The 16,648-nt window shown below is 62.2% G+C and carries 14 protein-coding genes; 8 read left to right on the top strand and 6 right to left on the bottom strand.

The window, feature by feature from the left end; translation table 11 throughout:
- The first annotated feature begins 4 nt into the window (after nt 1-4).
- The 4 genes from V6767_RS15920 to V6767_RS15905 all read left to right on the top strand — a co-directional run bounded on the left by V6767_RS15920 (nt 5) and on the right by V6767_RS15905 (nt 2,222).
- Complete coding sequence (locus tag V6767_RS15920) at nt 5-508, top strand: N-acetyltransferase family protein (RefSeq protein WP_448474381.1); 504 nt, start codon at nt 5-7, stop codon at nt 506-508.
- Complete coding sequence (locus V6767_RS15915; protein WP_448474380.1) at nt 501-989, top strand: N-acetyltransferase family protein; 489 nt, start codon at nt 501-503, stop codon at nt 987-989. Before V6767_RS15920 ends, V6767_RS15915 begins: the two co-directional genes overlap by 8 nt.
- Before the next feature lie 89 nt (nt 990-1,078).
- On the top strand, nt 1,079-1,477 hold the full coding sequence (locus tag V6767_RS15910; RefSeq protein ID WP_448474379.1) for an NADH:ubiquinone oxidoreductase subunit NDUFA12: 399 nt from the start codon (nt 1,079-1,081) through the stop codon (nt 1,475-1,477).
- 334 nt (nt 1,478-1,811) lie between these two features.
- The gene (locus V6767_RS15905; protein ID WP_448474405.1) at nt 1,812-2,222 is read left to right on the top strand and encodes a DUF2155 domain-containing protein; all 411 of its coding nucleotides are present in this window, start codon (nt 1,812-1,814) and stop codon (nt 2,220-2,222) included.
- Nucleotides 2,223-2,229: 7 nt separating this feature from the next.
- On the opposite strand, the gene aat is transcribed toward V6767_RS15905, so the two are convergent.
- From aat to V6767_RS15880, 5 genes are all read right to left on the bottom strand, one after another.
- Complete coding sequence (gene aat / locus V6767_RS15900) at nt 2,230-2,847, bottom strand: leucyl/phenylalanyl-tRNA--protein transferase (protein ID WP_448469356.1); 618 nt, start codon at nt 2,845-2,847, stop codon at nt 2,230-2,232.
- A 3-nt stretch (nt 2,848-2,850) separates the two neighbouring features.
- Nucleotides 2,851-4,197 carry an acetyl-CoA carboxylase biotin carboxylase subunit gene (gene accC / locus V6767_RS15895; protein ID WP_448474378.1) on the bottom strand — a complete coding sequence of 449 codons (1,347 nt, stop codon included), beginning with the start codon at nt 4,195-4,197 and terminating at the stop codon, nt 2,851-2,853.
- 15 nt (nt 4,198-4,212) lie between these two features.
- Nucleotides 4,213-4,689, bottom strand: coding sequence for an acetyl-CoA carboxylase biotin carboxyl carrier protein (gene accB / locus V6767_RS15890; RefSeq protein WP_448474377.1), 477 nt, complete (start codon nt 4,687-4,689; stop codon nt 4,213-4,215).
- A 22-nt stretch (nt 4,690-4,711) separates the two neighbouring features.
- The gene (gene aroQ, locus V6767_RS15885) at nt 4,712-5,149 is read right to left on the bottom strand and encodes a type II 3-dehydroquinate dehydratase (RefSeq protein ID WP_448474376.1); all 438 of its coding nucleotides are present in this window, start codon (nt 5,147-5,149) and stop codon (nt 4,712-4,714) included.
- 107 nt (nt 5,150-5,256) lie between these two features.
- Nucleotides 5,257-6,069 (bottom strand): DsbA family protein, encoded by an 813-nt coding sequence (locus V6767_RS15880; RefSeq protein WP_448474375.1) that lies wholly within the window; start codon nt 6,067-6,069, stop codon nt 5,257-5,259.
- Nucleotides 6,070-6,314: 245 nt separating this feature from the next.
- On the opposite strand from V6767_RS15880, the gene V6767_RS15875 reads away from it, so the two are divergent.
- Nucleotides 6,315-7,469: a pyridoxal phosphate-dependent aminotransferase gene (locus V6767_RS15875; RefSeq protein ID WP_448474374.1), complete on the top strand. Its 1,155-nt coding sequence runs from the start codon at nt 6,315-6,317 to the stop codon at nt 7,467-7,469.
- 313 nt (nt 7,470-7,782) lie between these two features.
- Here the strand turns inward: V6767_RS15875 and V6767_RS15870 are convergent, their stop codons facing one another.
- Nucleotides 7,783-10,797: an Rne/Rng family ribonuclease gene (locus V6767_RS15870; protein WP_448474373.1), complete on the bottom strand. Its 3,015-nt coding sequence runs from the start codon at nt 10,795-10,797 to the stop codon at nt 7,783-7,785.
- A 697-nt stretch (nt 10,798-11,494) separates the two neighbouring features.
- On the opposite strand from V6767_RS15870, the gene V6767_RS15865 reads away from it, so the two are divergent.
- From V6767_RS15865 to prfB, 3 genes are all read left to right on the top strand, one after another.
- Complete coding sequence (locus V6767_RS15865; protein ID WP_448474372.1) at nt 11,495-12,703, top strand: N-acetylmuramoyl-L-alanine amidase; 1,209 nt, start codon at nt 11,495-11,497, stop codon at nt 12,701-12,703.
- Nucleotides 12,704-12,943: 240 nt separating this feature from the next.
- Entirely contained in the window at nt 12,944-15,394 is a 2,451-nt protein-coding gene (locus V6767_RS15860) for a penicillin-binding protein 1A (protein WP_448474404.1), read from the top strand.
- A gap of 79 nt (nt 15,395-15,473) precedes the next feature.
- A protein-coding gene (gene prfB, locus V6767_RS15855; RefSeq protein ID WP_448469372.1) for a peptide chain release factor 2 occupies nt 15,474-16,602 on the top strand; the annotation gives its coding sequence in 2 pieces (ribosomal slippage) (nt 15,474-15,542 and nt 15,544-16,602; 1,128 coding nt in all).
- Nucleotides 16,603-16,648: the final 46 nt, after the last annotated feature.

The following is a 16,648-nucleotide window of genomic DNA, read 5'->3' as shown; positions in this document are numbered from 1 at the left end:
GCCTATGTTCTTTGTCCGCACAGCGATGGAGGCGGATATTCCGGCGGTGTGCAGCCTGCTGGCCGAGACCTGGCATGTCACCTATGACGAGATTCTCGGGCCCGAAAAGGTCGAGAAGATCATCGATAGCTGGCTGTCGCCGGAAGCGATGCTGCGTCGGCTGCGCCGGCCCCATGGCGAATTCCTGGTGGCCGACAGCGGCGTCATGATCGGCGGCATGGCCTTTGCAGCACCCGACAAGGATAATGCCGAGATCGTCAATCTCAGCCAGCTTTACGTGCTGCCCGGCTTCCAGCGGCAGGGAATCGGCGAACAGCTTTTCGCCGAGATCGAGACCTGCTTTCCGAATGCGAAGCGGCTGGCGCTTGAAGTCGTGCCGCAGAACGCGCCGGCGATCCGCTTTTACGAGGCGCATGGCATGCGCGAGGTCGGGCGTCACAATGAATGCGGCGCGCCCAATTCGGGCATTCCGGCCATCCGCATGGAAAAGGACCTTGCCAATGTCTGAACGGACGGCTGATCTGGAAAATCTCGTCATCCGCGAGGCCCGCCTTGACGATTTGCCGGTGCTGATCTCGATCTTCGCCGCCGACACGCTTGGCGGGCATGGCGACACCACCTCTGACGAGGCCTATGACGATTACCGCGACGCCTTCGAGGCGATCAAGGCATCGGCCAGCAACACGCTTTATGTGGCGGAGCTTGATGACATGATCGTCGGCACCTTCCAGACAACCTATATCCGCACGCTGACGGGAAGGGGCGGGGCCTCGCTGACGATCGAGGCGGTGCAGACCCACCCTGACTGGCGCGGCCGCGGCATCGGGGCGAAGATGATCGAAGCGGCGATCGACGAGGCGAAGATCGAGGGTTGCCGTCTGGTGCAACTGATGTCCAACACGGCGCGGGAAGATGCCCACCGCTTCTATGAGCGGCTCGGCTTTCGCAAGTCGCATCACGGCTTCAAAATGAAGCTTCACGGCGCGTGAGACGTCTCGTCGCTCTGGACAAGAGCGGCGTGACGCGCCATACACGGACTAACGGAAAATGGCCTCCGGGCCGGGACGAAGGAAAGAAAATGGCTGGCTTTCTGACCAAGATGTTCACCTGGTGGAACGGATCGACCATCGGCACGGATGTGTTCACGCGCCGCTTCGGCAAGAAGGTCGGTGAAGACGAGTTCGGCAACGTCTATTACGAAGGCGGCATGTCCACCTATGGTCTGAAGCGCCGCTGGGTGATCTACAAGGGCTATGCCGACGCCTCCTCCATTCCCCCCGGCTGGCATGGCTGGATGCACCACCGCATCGATACGCCGCCGACCGAGCAGGGCTACAAGCCGCGCGAATGGGAAAAGCCGCATAACCCCAACCAGACCGGCACGGCCTACGCCTATCGCCCCAAGGGCTCGCTTGCCGTTCAGGGCGAGCGTGACCGAGTCACCGGCGACTACGACGCCTGGACTCCCGGCGGTTGACTGCGTTTCTGCCGCAATTGAACGGTAACGAATCATTCGCCAGCGTGACAATGAGACAAGCGCGGCTTTCACTGCGCCAGACTGTTGGCAGACCTGTCCTTTTTACGGACGTCATCCTCGGCCTTGTGCCGAGGATCTAACCACTGCTCCACACGAGCGGAGTTGGCGTTCCGGAGCGAGTGCATTTAGTGGTTTGTCTGGTCCGAAACGCTTGTCGTTTTGATACGTGCTTAGACCCTCGGGACAGGCCCGAGGGTGACGAAGGAGAGTGGGGCGGGCTTTGTCAGCAAACCGGCGTGGCAATCGCACCGTTTCCAGCTAAGAAGGATGAATGATGCGTCAAACGGGTTTTGGGAAAACGGTCGCGACATTCGGCCTCGTCGCGGCGGCGCTTGCGACGGCGACGCCCGCTCTTGCCGCCCGCGTTGAAAATCCCGTGGCGGTCTTTGGCGGCATCGACAAGATTACCGGCCGTACCTACACATTCGATGCCTATGTCGGCGAGACCGTGCAGTTCGGTCGACTGCAGGTGACCCCTCGGGTCTGCTATTCGCGTGACGATACAGAGGAGCAGCGCATCGACGCTTTCGTGCAGGTCGACAAGGTGTCGCTGCAGAACGATGTCAGCCGCATCTTCTCTGGCTGGATGTTCGCCGATTCGCCAGCGCTCAACGCCGTGGAAGACCCGATCTACGACGTCTGGCTGACCGATTGCGTTGCAAGCGCGGACGTGCCCGCGCCCTGATTTCCGCTCAGGGAAACGGCTGATCCGGCCACACCAGCGCCGCGTTCAAGAGCGTCATATACCGATCCTTGGAAATATCGATCGCGCCCATCGTCTTCAGGTGGTCGGTGGTGAACTGCGTGTCGAGAAGCTGGAACCGGTTGGCCCTCAGCCGTTCCACCAGATGCACGAGGCAGATTTTCGAGGCATTTGGACGGCGGGAAAACATGCTCTCGCCGAAAAATGCGGCCCTCAGCGATACCCCATAAAGCCCGCCGACAAGCGCGCCATCCTCATAGGCCTCCACGGAATGGGCGTGGCCCATGCGGTGCAGCGCGTTGTAGAGCGAGCGGATTTCCGCATTGATCCAGGTCTGCGGGCGATCCGGCGCGGGCATGGCGCAGGCGGCCATCACGGCGTCGAAATCGTGGTTGAAACGGATTTCGTAAGGGGACCTGCGCAATTGCTTGCGCAGGCTGTGGGAGATATGCAGCCCATCCAGCGGGATAATTCCGCGGACTTCCGGCTCGACCCAGAACAGCTCGGTATCCTCGGCCGATTCTGACATGGGGAAGAGGCCGATGCTGTAAGCATTCAAAAGCAGTTCCGGGGTTATGCCGCTGCCTTTTGCGCTGCCTCTTTCCATGAGCTACTTCGGTTTGTTTTCCAGATAGTGTTCCAGCCAGTGGATATCATAATCGCCATTAGCGATATCCTGATTGGCGATCAAATCCTGAAAAAGCGGCAGCGTCGTGTCAATGCCGTCGACGACGAACTCGTCGAGCGCCCGCTTCAGCCGCATCATGCATTCCACGCGCGTGCGGCCGTGAACGATCAGCTTGCCGATCAGGCTGTCGTAATAGGGCGGAATCTTGTAGCCCTGATAGACGCCGGAATCGATGCGCACGCCAAGCCCGCCGGGGGCGTGGAAATGCGTGATCGTGCCCGGCGACGGCCGGAAGGTCGCTGCATTTTCCGCGTTGATGCGGCATTCGATCGCGTGGCCGGAGAAGGTGATGTCCTTCTGGCTGACCGAAAGCCCGGCGCCGGCGGCAACCCGGATCTGCTCGTGCACGAGGTCGATGCCGGTGATCGCTTCGGTGATCGGATGCTCGACCTGCAGGCGGGTGTTCATCTCGATGAAATAGAACTCGCCGTTTTCATACAGGAACTCGATCGTGCCGGCGCCGCGATATTTCATCTTGCGCATGGCTTCCGCGCAGATCTCACCGATCTTCATGCGCTGCTCGACGTTGAGCGCCGGCGAATTCGCCTCTTCCCAGACCTTCTGGTGGCGGCGCTGCAGCGAGCAGTCGCGTTCACCGAGGTGGACGGCATCGCCCTCGCCATCGCCGAACACCTGCACCTCGATATGGCGCGGTTTGTCGAGGTATTTTTCCATATAGACGGAATCATTGCCGAAGGCAGCAGCGGCCTCGCCGCGCGCGGTGCGGTAGGCCTCGATCAGGTCGTCCTTGGAGCGCGCGAGCTTCATGCCACGCCCGCCGCCGCCGGCCGTCGCCTTGATCAGCACCGGATAGCCGATCTCTTCCGCCGTGCGGAAAGCGTCGTCATCGGTATCGACGGAACCGGCGGAGCCCGGAACGACCGGAATGCCGAGATCTTCCGCGGTGGTCTTGGCGGTGATCTTGTCGCCCATCATGCGGATATGCTCGCTGGTGGGGCCGATGAAGGTGATGCCGTGGGCTTCGAGAATTTCCGCGAACTTGGCGTTCTCGGACAGGAAGCCGTAGCCCGGATGCACCGCGTCCGCGCCGGTGATCTCGCAGGCCGCGACGATCTGGTGAATGTTGAGATAGCTCTCGCGCGACGACGGCGGGCCGATGCACACACTCTCGTCGGCAAGCCGTACATGCATGGCGTCGGCGTCGGCCGTGGAGTGCACGGCAACGGTCGCGATGCCGAGCTCCTTGCAGGCGCGCAGAACGCGAAGCGCGATTTCGCCTCGGTTGGCGATCAGGATCTTGGAAAACATGAGCTCTGCCACCCGTTATTCGATGACGACGAGCGCTTCGTCGAACTCGACCGGCTGGGCGTCATCGACGAGGATCTGCACGATCTTTCCGCTCTTGGGCGCGGGGATCTGGTTCATCGTCTTCATGGCTTCGATGATCAGCAGCGTCTGGCCTTCCTTGACGTTGGCGCCGACTTCGATGAAGGGCCGCGCGCCGGGAGCGGGCGCGAGATAGACCGTACCGACCATGGGGGCCTTGACGGCGTCATCATGCTTGGGGGCGGCGACAGCGGCGGCCGGCTCTGCGGCAGCAGCAGCGGCGGGGGCGGGCGCAGCGGCTGCCGGGGCCGGGGCGTAGTGCATCATCTGCTGCGGAGCGGCCATGATCTCACGGGCGACCCGGATGCGCATGCCGTCCTGCTCAACCTCGATTTCCGTCAGTTCGGTATCGTTGAGGATGACCGCCAGTTCACGCACGAGCTTCGCGTCAACAGCCTTCTTCTGATCTGCCATGGGATGTTTTCCTTTGTTCTTGTTATTCCGCGAGGGTTTTGAGAGCGCGTATCGCCAGAAGGTAGCTATCTTGTCCGAGACCACAGATAACCCCCTTCACCGCAGGCGATATCATGCTCTTGTGGCGAAACGCCTCGCGGGCATGAATGTTGGAGATATGGAGCTCCACGACCGGCACGGCAATGGCGCGGATCGCGTCGTGAAGCGCAATGGATGTGTGCCCGTAGGCACCGGGATTGATGGCGACGCCGGCCGCCTTCTCATTGGCTTCGTGAAGCCAGTCGACAAGCATGCCCTCATGATTGGACTGCCGAAAGTCTATCGAAAAACCGAGTTCCTCGCCGAGCTTGCGGCATTCATTCTCAATCGCGGCGAGCGACATACCGCCGTAAATGCCGGGCTCGCGCTGGCCCAGCAGATTGAGATTTGGTCCGTTGAGGACGAAGATCGCGCGTGTCATACATCAATTCCGGTTTCGCCTTCTCCTATAGACGTTCAAGCCTTACAGGAAAAGCCCCAAGACACACCGTTGCCGGGATGTGGTTAAGCTTGTTCAGCCAAAAATAGTCAAGAACACACGCCCTTGCCGCAGTCGCGGATATTGTTGATGGTCTCCTGCAGGCGGTCGGCGCCGACCGCGCCGGGCAGCATCACGTCGCCGACGATGTAGGACGGCGTGCCGGAGACGCCGAGCGCGCCGGCAAGGCCGAAATGCTCCTGAAGAGCCTCTTCCGCCGGGTATTCCTGCATGGCCTGGTCGATCGCCTGATTGTCGACGCCAAGGGAGGCCGCCACGGCGCGGGCAGTGGCTTCGGTCGCGCGCGCGCCGGACCCCATCAGCGCGCGGTGGAACTCCTCGTACTTCTCGGGCGCGGCCTTGAAGAAGGCGTAGGAGATGCGCTGGGTGGCTTCGGATTCCGGACCGAGCACCGGGATTTCCTTCAGCACGAAGCGGACATCGTCATTGGTGGCGATGATCGCGTCCATGTCGTCAAGCGCGCGGCGGCAATAGCCGCAATTATAGTCGAAGAACTCGACGACGGTGATCTCGCCGTCCGGATTGCCCATCACGCTGTCATAGGCCGGTAGGTAGAGCTTGTCCTGATTCTGGGCGATCACTTCAGAGGCCTGGGCCTGCTGCTCATCCGCCTGCTTGCGCTGAAGCGCCACCTGCACGTCGAGCAGCACTTCCGGGTTGCTGATGAGGTAATCATGAACGCGCTGGCCGAAATCGGCCTGATCGCCTGCCGGCGCGGCAGCCGCTGTTTCCGTGTCCTGGTTCGGGGCAAAGTGGTAGATCGCTGCCGTGGTGGCTGCCGCCGATGCGATTGCCGTCGCAAAAATAGCGGTCACCGCCAGTGTCAGTCCCTTTGAAGACATGTTCTCCCCTTCCGGCATCCTCGTCTCGCCGATATGCGAAACAGTCATTGGTTGTGCGCAGCCCCGCGCTTTCAGGCCCGGATCGCTCTTAGAAACCAATTGTGCGCAAATGGCGGCGTTGTCCAGAGCGGCGGGCTCAATTCTGCCGCCCTGCCGATCAAAATCCCGTTTTTTTGCGCTGCGGCATTGCGGGGACCGGGTTATTGGTCCATCCCGGAACCGGACCATCTGAAAGAGGAAACGGCATGCCGTCGAAGCGCAGCGACATCGATTCATTCCTGGCCATGGATGTTCTGGCCGAGGCGAACCGGCTGAAGAAGGCTGGCCGGCCGGTGATTTCCATGGCCGTCGGCCAGCCCTCGCATCCGGCCCCCGACGCCGCGCTTGCGGCCGCCCGCGCGGCGCTGGAACACGGACGCCTCGGCTATACCGACGCCTTTGGCCGCGAAAGCCTGCGCATGGCGATCGCCGAGGATTACCGCACCCGCATGGGCGTCGAAATCGATCCGGCCCGCATTGCCGTCACCACCGGGTCGTCGGCCGGCTTCAATCTCGCATTCCTGGCGCTGTTCGATGCCGGCGACGCGGTTGCGATCGCAAGGCCCGGCTATCCCGCCTACCGCAACATCCTGAAGGCGCTCGACCTCAAGGTGGTCGAGGTCGACGCCAATGCCGAGCACGAGTTCACGCTGACGCCGGAAGCTCTGGAGGAAGCGGAGAGGGCGCACGGCGTCTCGCTTGCAGGCGTGCTGCTCGCAAGCCCGGCCAATCCCACAGGCACGGTGACCGGTCGCGCGGCGCTGAAGCGGCTTGCCGATTGGTGCCATGCGCGCGGAACCGCCTTCATCTCCGACGAGATCTATCACGGCCTGGTGTTTTCGGGCGAGGAGGCGAGCGCGCTGTCCTTCACCGACGAGGCGGTGGTGATCAACTCCTTCTCGAAATATTACTGCATGACCGGCTGGCGGATCGGCTGGATGGTGTTGCCGGAAAAGCTGGTGCGGGTGTTCGAGCAGTTGACGCAGAACATCTATATTTGCGCGCCCGATCTTTCCCAGATCGCCGCGGAGGCGGCGCTTACAGCGCGCGATCAGCTCGACGGATATTGCGAGATTTATCGCAACAACCGCAATTTCCTGACCAGCGCGCTGCCGGAGATCGGCCTTCCCGTCGCCTCGCCGATGGACGGGGCGTTCTACGCCTATGTCGACGTCTCGCGCTACACCAATGACAGCCTCGCCTTCGCCCGGCAGATCCTGCACGAGGCCAATGTCGCGGTCACGCCCGGCGTCGATTTCGACCCGGAAAACGGCGGGCGCTATCTGAGGCTTTCCTACGCGGGCACCGAGGCCGAGATCGCCGGAGCCGTGGAGCGGATCGGCAACTGGCTGCCGGGGTGATAGTCATAACGTCACGCCGCGTTCGTCCTGTGAGCACGGCTATTGGCACGCGGAGGCGGTCTTGCTCCCCATATTCTCTCCCGCTGGCGGGAGAGATGCCCCAAAAGGGGCAGTGAGGGTGGTTCAGCGTTTCAAATCGTGAGAGCGTTCGAGGGGATAGACTCCCCCCTCACTGTCGCTGTCGCGACATCTCCCCCCGGCGGGGCGAGAAGATTGGGAGGCTATGCGGAGAGACCCTGGGTTAAGGGTCCAAAACAAAAAGGGCCGCCGTTTTTTGCAAACGGCGGCCTCTTGTTCATTCATGTCAACCGGCTCAGAAGAAGCCGCGGCGGTTCCACCAGCCGCGTTTCGGCTTGGCTTCCTCGTCGTCGTTTTCAGCCTTTGCGCCGTCGGAGGTTACCACCGGCGCGGAATGGCTGACGTTGGAGGCGCGGTTGGAGCGCTTGGGGGCGTCTTCTGCTGCGGCTTCTTCCACGGCAGGAGCGGCAGCCGCCTCGTCGTCGAGATCGGCGGCTGCTTCGACGGTCGCATCTTCCTCGACTTCGGTTTCGCCGGCCGGCTCGGCAGGAGATTGCTCGACGGCTTCCTTGGCCGTTTCCGCGTCTGCCTGCTCAACCGGCGCTTCGCTCTCTGCGCGCTTGGGCTTGCGGCGACGGCGCGGCTTGCGGCCTTCGATCTCGGCCATCGCCTCGTCCTCGGTGACCTCGGACGGCTGGTCGGATGCGGTCTGCTCCGCTTCGGCCTCTGTGGCCGGCGCGTCGCTGACCGTATTGGAGGCTACCGCTTCAGCAGCGACCTCTTCGGTCGGCTGGGCCTTGCCCGCATCATCCGCCTGGTCGTTGTCAGACTGACCTTCAACCGATGTTTCCGCCGCGTCGGCGTTGTTGCCGTCGGCTGTCTGCTGCCCATTTTCGTCGCTGCGGTTGCGGCGTCCGCCGCGTTTGCCGCGACGGCGCTTGCGACGCGGCTTGTCGGAGCCCTGGTCGCCGTCGTCACCGGCCGATGACTGGTTGTCATCGCCGCTCGCCTCGGCGGTCTGTTCGTTGTCGCCCTCATCGTTCTGCTGGCCGTTGCGGCCACGGCGGCGGCGGCGCTTGCGGCGCGAGCGGCCATTGTCGTCGTCGGCGCTTGCCTCGGGCTTGTCGTCGTCTTCGGTTTCGTTGACCTCTTCGACGATGTCGTCTTCCGGCTCATCGGGGAAATCGAGCAGGGTTTCGATCTTGACCGGCGTCTCCACGGGCTCGCCGCGATCGATCTCGAAATGGCTGGTCGTCAGCGTGGCGTCGGCCTTGATGATGATCTCGACGCCGAAACGGGCCTCGTAATCCACGATCGTGTTGCGCTTCTGGTTGAGCAGATAGAGCGCGTTTTCGGGCGTGGTCCGCACGGTGATGTTGTGCGTGGTGTTCTTCAGCAGATATTCCTCGACGCCGCGCAGCACGTGCAGCCCGACGGAGGACTGCGAAAGCACATGGCCGGTGCCGCCGCAATGGCTGCAGACCTGGGTCGTGGATTCCAGCACCGAAGCGCGGATGCGCTGGCGCGACATTTCCAGAAGGCCGAAATGCGAGATGCGTCCGACCTGAATGCGCGCCCGGTCGTGTTTCAGGCAGTCCTTGAGCTTCTTCTCGACGGCGCGGTTGTTGCGCTTTTCTTCCATGTCGATGAAGTCGATGACCACGAGACCGGCAAGGTCGCGCAGGCGAAGCTGGCGCGCCACTTCTTCCGCCGCCTCGAGGTTGGTCTGAAGCGCGGTATCCTCGATCGAGTGCTCGCGGGTGGAGCGGCCGGAGTTGACGTCGACGGCGACCAGCGCCTCGGTCTGGTTGATGATCAGGTAGCCGCCGGATTTCAGCGTCACCTGCGGCTGCAGCATGCGGTCGAGCTGGGCTTCGATACCGGAGCGCGAATAGATCGGGTGGACGTCGCGATAGCGCTGCACCACCTTGGCGTGGCTCGGCATCAGCATCTTCATGAAGTCTTTCGCTTCACGATAGCCGTTTTCGCCGGAAACGATGATCTCGCTGATATCCTTGTTGTAAAGGTCGCGGATCGAGCGCTTGATCAGGCTGCCTTCCTCATAGACGAGGCAGGGGGCCGTCGATGTCAGCGTCTTGGTGCGCACATTTTCCCAAAGCCGCATCAGATATTCGAAGTCGCGCTTGACTTCGGCCTTGGTGCGATTGGCGCCGGCGGTGCGCAGGATCACGCCCATGCCCTGCGGCACTTCGAGGTCCTTGGCGACATCCTTCAGCCGCTTGCGGTCGGCCGGATTGGTGATCTTGCGGGAAATGCCGCCGCCGCGCGCGGTGTTCGGCATCAGCACCGAATAGCGGCCGGCAAGCGACAGATAGGTGGTCAGCGCCGCGCCCTTGTTGCCGCGTTCTTCCTTGGCGACCTGCACCAGCAGGATCTGGCGGCGCTTGATCACTTCCTGGATGCGGTACTGCTTGCGCGCCTTGCGGTGGTTGTATTCCGGCACCTCCTCCATGGCGTCCTCGGCGCCGACGGATTCGACGCTGTCGTCGTCATCGTCCACGTCTTCGGAAACCGTGTCGGCATCGACCTCGGCGGCCATATGCGTCGGGCCTTTGCCGTCGTTGGAAGAGTCGTCTTCGGAGGAGCCGTCGTTTGAGGAGGCTTCGGCTTCAGCGGGCTTCTCGGCCTCGTCGCTGGCCTTGGCGTCCTTCTTCGCCGCAGGCTTGCGGCGACGGCGCGGCTTCGGCTTCTTGGCGGCTTCGTCGTCGGTCTCGGCGGTTGCCGCATCGGCGTCCGCCGTCTTGACGTCGGCTTCCGCCGCATCGGCCTTTTCAGCGGTGTCGCTGTCGGCGGTCGCTTCGGCCTTGGGCTCGGCGCTTTCGTCCGGTTTGGCGTCCTGCGGCTTGGCCTCTTCGGCCTTAGCGTCCTCGGATTTGGCCTTGGAGGACTTGGCGCGGCCACGGCGGGTGCGGGGCTTCGGCTTGCTCTCGCCCTCGGCGGCGGCCTTTTCGGAGGCTTCCGACGGCTGCGATAGCGCGCTGTCGGTATCGTCGTCGTCATCGCTGTCGGAGACTTCGCGCAGCAGCGCTTCGCGATCGGCGAGCGGGATCTGGTAGTAGTCGGGGTGAATTTCCGAGAAGGCGAGGAAGCCGTGGCGGTTGCCGCCATAATCGACAAAGGCGGCCTGGAGAGAGGGCTCCACCCGCGTGACCTTCGCAAGGTAAATATTGCCGCGCAGCTGTTTCTTGTGCTGCGATTCGAAATCGAACTCCTCTATACGATTTCCGCGGACGACAACGACGCGTGTCTCTTCTTCGTGAGACGCGTCAATAAGCATTTTATCTGCCATTTAAGATGAGCTCCTCGGCGCGCATGGCTGGCGGCTTCGGAGCGGGTCGCTGCCCTTGTCCGGAATTGGTCGCCAGCGTAAACGCCGGATGAAATAATGTCCGACCGTCGCAACGAAACGCGGGCGGCTGCTTCTCGAATCAGTCCGGCGCCCTCGAAGGGGGCGCGGGCCGATGGAAGAATTTGACGCTTCGTTCTCATATATAGCCAGTCGAAACAAACATTGCCTAACCCCGAATTCGGGGCGATGAAATCGCTTCCGGGAAAGCCCTGGAAGCATTGACCCTTAAGCCGCAACGCTTTTGTGAGTAGCGTATGCCGGCCAGGAAATACTGTCCGTTGAGTGGAACGACGGCGGACGCTCAATCGCTTCATGTGGCGCCAATCGTGGAAAGACCGGCTGCCCTCGCGCGCAATTGTCCCGTCATAAATGTCCACCTGAGCCACATTAGTATGTATTCGTTGATGCAATAGCAAGAAAAATCCAATCCACGGTAATATTTGAGAAATTGCCGAATCTGCTTTATTACGACGCAAGGTTGTGGCGAAGGTCGATATGTTTCGCAAAGCGTCACGTTTTTGCCATGCGTCTGGCCTTAAACGGGAGGCCTTGAAGGCGAAAGCGGGTTCGCACGGAAAGTCCGGTGAGAGGTGGCATGAGGGGAAGGCAGCAAAGCCTTGTTTTTGCACGATTGACGATGCTGGTGCTTCGACCTTTGTTTGTCGTTCTCGCTTTGGCGTGCGCGCTTTCGCCATCCGCTCCGGCGCTTGCGTCCGACGAGGATGCCGCCGCGCCGTTGATCGCCTACAACGCCCTGCTTGTCGGCGATGATGCGCGGGCCCGGCTGGTGGTGGATTTCGATCGCGAGCCCGAATTCAGCTATCACTACCTGAAAGACCCGGCGCGGCTGGTGATCACGCTGCCCGCCACCGCATTCGGTTTTTCCGATGACGCGGTCGGCGCGCGCGGCCTGATCAGCGATATCCGCTACGGCGTCACCGGGCCCGGCCAGTCGCGCATCGTGCTCTCGGCGCGCGAGCCGATCCAAATGACGCTTGCGGAAGTGCGCGAGGAAGGCGACGCCGGCTTCCGTCTGGTGATCGACCTTGCGATCGCTGACGAAGCGGTCTTCGAAAAGCTTCTCGCCGGCCGGCAGGAAACGCCTGCCACAACCTTTGCCCGGCAGGATGTTGCCACGCCGGAGGAGGACGACAGTTTCGTTGTCGCCATCGATGCCGGCCATGGCGGCATAGACACCGGCGCGATCGGCGAGGATACCCGCACGCTGGAAAAGGACATCACCCTCGATTTCGCCCGCGCATTCGCCCGCAAGCTGCAGGCGGTGCCCGGCTATGATTCCTATCTGACGCGCGACGAAGACATATATCTGTCGCTCACCAGACGCGTCGAACTGGCCCGCCAGCATGGCGCGGACCTGTTCATTTCGCTGCATGCCGATTCGCTCAACCAGCCGGATATTTCGGGCGCGACTGTCTACACGCTCTCCGACCGGGCCTCCGACCGTCTGGCGGCGGCGCTCGCCAAGCGCGAAAACCTTTCCAACGAGATCATGGGGATCGAGGCCTCGGTCGAGCCGGAGGAGGTGACCGACATCCTGCTGGATCTGACGCGGCGCGAGACCCAGAGCTTTTCGATTTCGCTCGCGGATCAGGTTGTCGCCTCCTTCGAGGGCCAGATCAGCCTGATCAACAACCCGCACCGCTATGCAGGATTCATGGTCTTGAGAGCGCCGGATATTCCATCAATCCTGCTTGAGATCGGATTCCTGTCCAACCCCGAGGATGAGAAGCGCATGCTCGATCCGGTCTGGCGCGACAAGCTCGTCGGCAGGCTGGTCGATGCGGTAACGCGCTATCGCAGCCCGATGGTGTCGGCCATGCCATAGGCCGTTCGGACGATAAAGAGAGGTTTATCAAAGCTGTCGTCGCAAAAAGCGCACATTCGTTGTAAAAAGGATGACGGGGTATTTTAATTCGGGCCAGCGGGCGATATCTGCGATAAATCGACGGCGGCGAAGGCGGGGCGATGCGGGAAAGCATCTGCAAAGCCTGCCGGAAACTCGGGGCGCGGCGAAGGCTGCGTCACCGGCGCCGCGTTCAGGACAAGGTATGAAAAACACGTGACTGTGATCAAGTTCATCGGATATCTCTTCGGCCTCGCTTGCGCGCTTTTCCTGGTCGTTGCCGTCGGCATCGGGATCTATCTCGGCAATGTGGCGAAGGACCTTCCGGACTACGAGGTGCTTGCGCAGTATACCCCGCCGGTGACGACCCGCGTCTATGCCGGCAATGGCGAGCTGATGGCCGAATATGCCCATGAGCGTCGCCTGTTCCTGCCGATCGATGCCATTCCGATGCGGGTGCGCGGCGCTTTCCTTTCGGCGGAAGACAAGAATTTCTACACCCATCCCGGCATTGATGTCGTCGGTCTGGCCCGCGCGGTGTTCACCAACGTGAAGAATATGGGCACCGGCCGCCGTCCCGTCGGCGCCTCGACAATTACCCAGCAGGTTGCCAAGAACTTCCTTCTGTCCTCGGACCAGACCTATGAGCGCAAGGTCAAGGAAGCGATCCTCTCCTTCCGCATCGAGCAGGCCTATTCCAAGGACACGATCCTCGAACTCTACCTGAACGAGGTCTATTTCGGCCGCAACGCCTTCGGCATCGCCGATGCCGCGCTGACCTATTTCGACAAGCCGGTCTCGGACCTGACGATTGCCGAAAGCGCCTATCTCGCTGCGGTTCTGAAGGGGCCCGCCAACTACGATCCCTATCGCCATCCCGATGCCGCGATCGAGCGTCGCAACTGGGTGATCAGCCGCATGGAGGAAAACGGCTATATCACCGCCGCGGAGGCTGACCTCGCCCGTGCCGAGCCGCTTGGCGTCGTTTCCGGCTATCAGAACCAGCCCGTTGTCGGCGATGAGTATTTCGCCGAGGCCGTGCGCCGCGAACTGAAGGACGAGTATGGCGAGGAGATGCTTTACGAAGGCGGCCTTTCGGTGCGCACCTCGCTTGATCCGCAGATGCAGCTTTATGCCCAGGAAGCGCTGCGCGACGGGCTGATCAAGTACGACGAGGCCGCCGGCTATCGCGGGCCGATCGATCAGATCTCGACCGCCGAGGACTGGGGCCCGGTGCTCGCGAAGATGACGCCGCTCTGGGACGTGCGGGACTGGCAGATCGCGGTCGTGCTGAACGTCAGCGCGGATGGCGCCGAGATCGGCCTGCGTCCGCCGCTCGATGCCGCCGGTCGGGTGGCCGAGGCGCGCGATACCGGCTTCATCCCCGCCGCCGACATGAAATGGGCCTATCGCTTCCTCGAAAAGGGCAAGAAGAACGCCACCAGTCCCGAAGGCGTGCTGTCGCCGGGCGATGTGGTCTATGTCCAGCCGACGGGCGAGGGGAATAATTACCGCCTTCGCCAGGTGCCGAAGGTGCAGGGCGGCCTCGTGGCCATGGACCCGGAAACGGGCCGCGTGCTTGCCATGGTCGGCGGTTTCTCCTTTGCCAAGAGCCAGTTCAACCGCGCCACCCAGGCGATGCGCCAGCCGGGCTCCTCGTTCAAGCCGTTCGTCTATGCCGCGGCGCTCGACAATGGCTATACGCCGGCCTCCGTGGTCATGGATGCGCCGGTGGAGTTCGAATCGGGCGGCGAGATTTGGAAGCCGCAGAACTATTCCGGCGACTTCTCCGGGCCGCAGACGCTGCGCACCGGCATCGAGAAATCGAAGAACCTGATGACGGTGCGCCTTGCCAACGACCTTGGCATGGAAACGGTCGCCGATTATGCCGAGCGCTTCGGCATCTACGATCACATGGACCCGGTGCTCGCCATGTCGCTTGGCTCCGGCGAGACGACGGTGATGCGGCTGGTTTCGGCCTATGCGGTGATCGCCAATGGCGGCAAGCAGGTCAACCCGACGCTGATCGACCGTATCCAGGACCGTTACGGCAAGACCATCTTCAAGCATGAGGAGCGCGAGTGCGAAAACTGCAACGCGCCGGTCTGGAGCGGGCAGGGCGAACCGATCCTGGTGGACGCCCGCCAGCAGGTGCTGGACCCGATGACCTCCTACCAGATCACCTCGATGATGGAAGGCGTGGTGCAGCGCGGAACGGCGGCAAGCGCGGTCAAGCTCGACCGCCCGGTCGCCGGCAAGACCGGCACCACCAATGACGAGAAGGATGCCTGGTTTGTTGGCTTCACGCCCAATCTCGTGGCCGGCCTCTATATCGGTTTCGACCAGCCCGCCACGCTTGGCCGTCATGGCACCGGCGGCGGGCTCGCGGCCCCGATCTTCAACGAGTTCATGACCAACGCGCTGAAGACGCTGCCCAAGGAAAACTTCATCGAGCCGGAAGGCATGACCAATATCGCGGTCAACCGTTCGACCGGCATGCGGGCGTCGGGCTCCGGCCCCAATGTCATCATGGAGGCGTTCAAGCCCGGTTCCGGCCCGGCGGAAGCCTTCGACGTGATCGACATGAGCAGCTACAAGTCGCCCGAGCAGATCCTGCGTGAATCCCCGCAGGCCCAGAAGGCGATCTCCACCGGTTCCAGCGGCCTCTATTGAGGCGGCGGCGGGGTTTACATCCGCCCGCCGCCCGCTTATTCACCGGCCAAACGGATTTTCAGGAACGACAGAGAGTATCATGCGCGCGGAAATCGAAGGTATTGTCGACGATATCAAGCAGGGTGTTGGCCTGCTGAGGAGGCATCTTTGACTGGGATCAGGCAATCAAACGGCTGGACTGGCTGAACAACAAGGCTGAAGACCCCAATATCTGGAATGATGCCGCTGAAGCGCAGAAACTGATGCGCGAGCGCCAGCTTCTCGAAGACGGTATTTCCGCCGTGCGCCGGGTCGAAAACGAGCTTTCCGACAATATCGAACTGATCGAGCTCGGCGAGGAAGAGGGCGACGAGGACGTCGTGCGCGATGCCGAACAGGGCCTGCGCAAGATGCTCGCCGATGTCGAGCGTCGTCAGGTCGAGGCCATGCTTTCCGGCGAGGCCGACGGCAACGACACCTATCTCGAAGTCCATTCCGGCGCGGGCGGCACGGAAAGCCAGGACTGGGCCAACATGCTTCTGCGCATGTACACCCGCTGGGCCGAGCGTCAGGGCTACAAGGTCGAGGTGCTGGAAGTTCATGACGGCGAAGAGGCCGGCATCAAGTCCGCGACCATCCACGTCAAGGGCCACAACGCCTATGGCTGGCTGAAGACCGAATCCGGCGTGCACCGTCTGGTGCGGATTTCGCCCTATGACAGCAATGCGCGCCGCCACACCTCGTTCTCTTCCGTCTGGGTCTATCCCGTGGTCGATGATTCGATCGAGATCGACATCAACGAAAGCGATTGCCGGATCGATACCTATCGCTCCTCCGGCGCCGGCGGCCAGCACGTCAACACCACCGACTCGGCCGTCCGCATCACCCATATCCCGACCGGGATCGTGGTGCAGTGCCAGCAGGAGCGCTCCCAGCACAAGAACCGCGCCAAGGCGTGGGACATGCTGCGCGCCCGCCTCTACGAGGCCGAACTGCAGAAGCGCGAGGACGCGGCCAATCAGGAAGCAGCCTCCAAGACCGATATCGGCTGGGGCCACCAGATCCGCTCCTACGTGCTGCAGCCCTATCAGCTCGTCAAGGACTTGCGCACCGGCGTTGAAAGCACGTCGCCGTCGGACGTTCTCGACGGCGCGCTGACGCCCTTCATGGAAGCAGCGCTCGCCCACCGCATCGAGGGCAATAGCGAGGGCGTCGAGGATATCGACTGACGCTCCATTGAAGCCGCATAAAAAAGCCGCGCCGGATTTGCTCCGG

It is taken from the genome of Martelella sp. FLE1502 (assembly GCF_053484255.1).
The sequence above is the reverse complement of the archived record's forward strand: the minus strand, read 5'-3'. Positions and strand labels throughout refer to the sequence as shown.

Coding starts and splice junctions, on each gene's coding strand:
- aat (WP_448469356.1), bottom strand. CDS start 2,847: ATGGAAAGAGGCAGCGCAAAAGGCAGCGGCATAACCCCGGAACTGCTT.
- V6767_RS15870 (WP_448474373.1), bottom strand. CDS start 10,797: ATGGCAGATAAAATGCTTATTGACGCGTCTCACGAAGAAGAGACACGC.
- V6767_RS15910 (WP_448474379.1), top strand. CDS start 1,079: ATGGCTGGCTTTCTGACCAAGATGTTCACCTGGTGGAACGGATCGACC.
- aroQ (WP_448474376.1), bottom strand. CDS start 5,149: ATGACACGCGCGATCTTCGTCCTCAACGGACCAAATCTCAATCTGCTG.
- V6767_RS15905 (WP_448474405.1), top strand. CDS start 1,812: ATGCGTCAAACGGGTTTTGGGAAAACGGTCGCGACATTCGGCCTCGTC.
- accC (WP_448474378.1), bottom strand. CDS start 4,197: ATGTTTTCCAAGATCCTGATCGCCAACCGAGGCGAAATCGCGCTTCGC.
- V6767_RS15875 (WP_448474374.1), top strand. CDS start 6,315: ATGCCGTCGAAGCGCAGCGACATCGATTCATTCCTGGCCATGGATGTT.
- V6767_RS15865 (WP_448474372.1), top strand. CDS start 11,495: ATGCTGGTGCTTCGACCTTTGTTTGTCGTTCTCGCTTTGGCGTGCGCG.
- accB (WP_448474377.1), bottom strand. CDS start 4,689: ATGGCAGATCAGAAGAAGGCTGTTGACGCGAAGCTCGTGCGTGAACTG.
- V6767_RS15920 (WP_448474381.1), top strand. CDS start 5: ATGTTCTTTGTCCGCACAGCGATGGAGGCGGATATTCCGGCGGTGTGC.
- V6767_RS15880 (WP_448474375.1), bottom strand. CDS start 6,069: ATGTCTTCAAAGGGACTGACACTGGCGGTGACCGCTATTTTTGCGACG.
- V6767_RS15915 (WP_448474380.1), top strand. CDS start 501: ATGTCTGAACGGACGGCTGATCTGGAAAATCTCGTCATCCGCGAGGCC.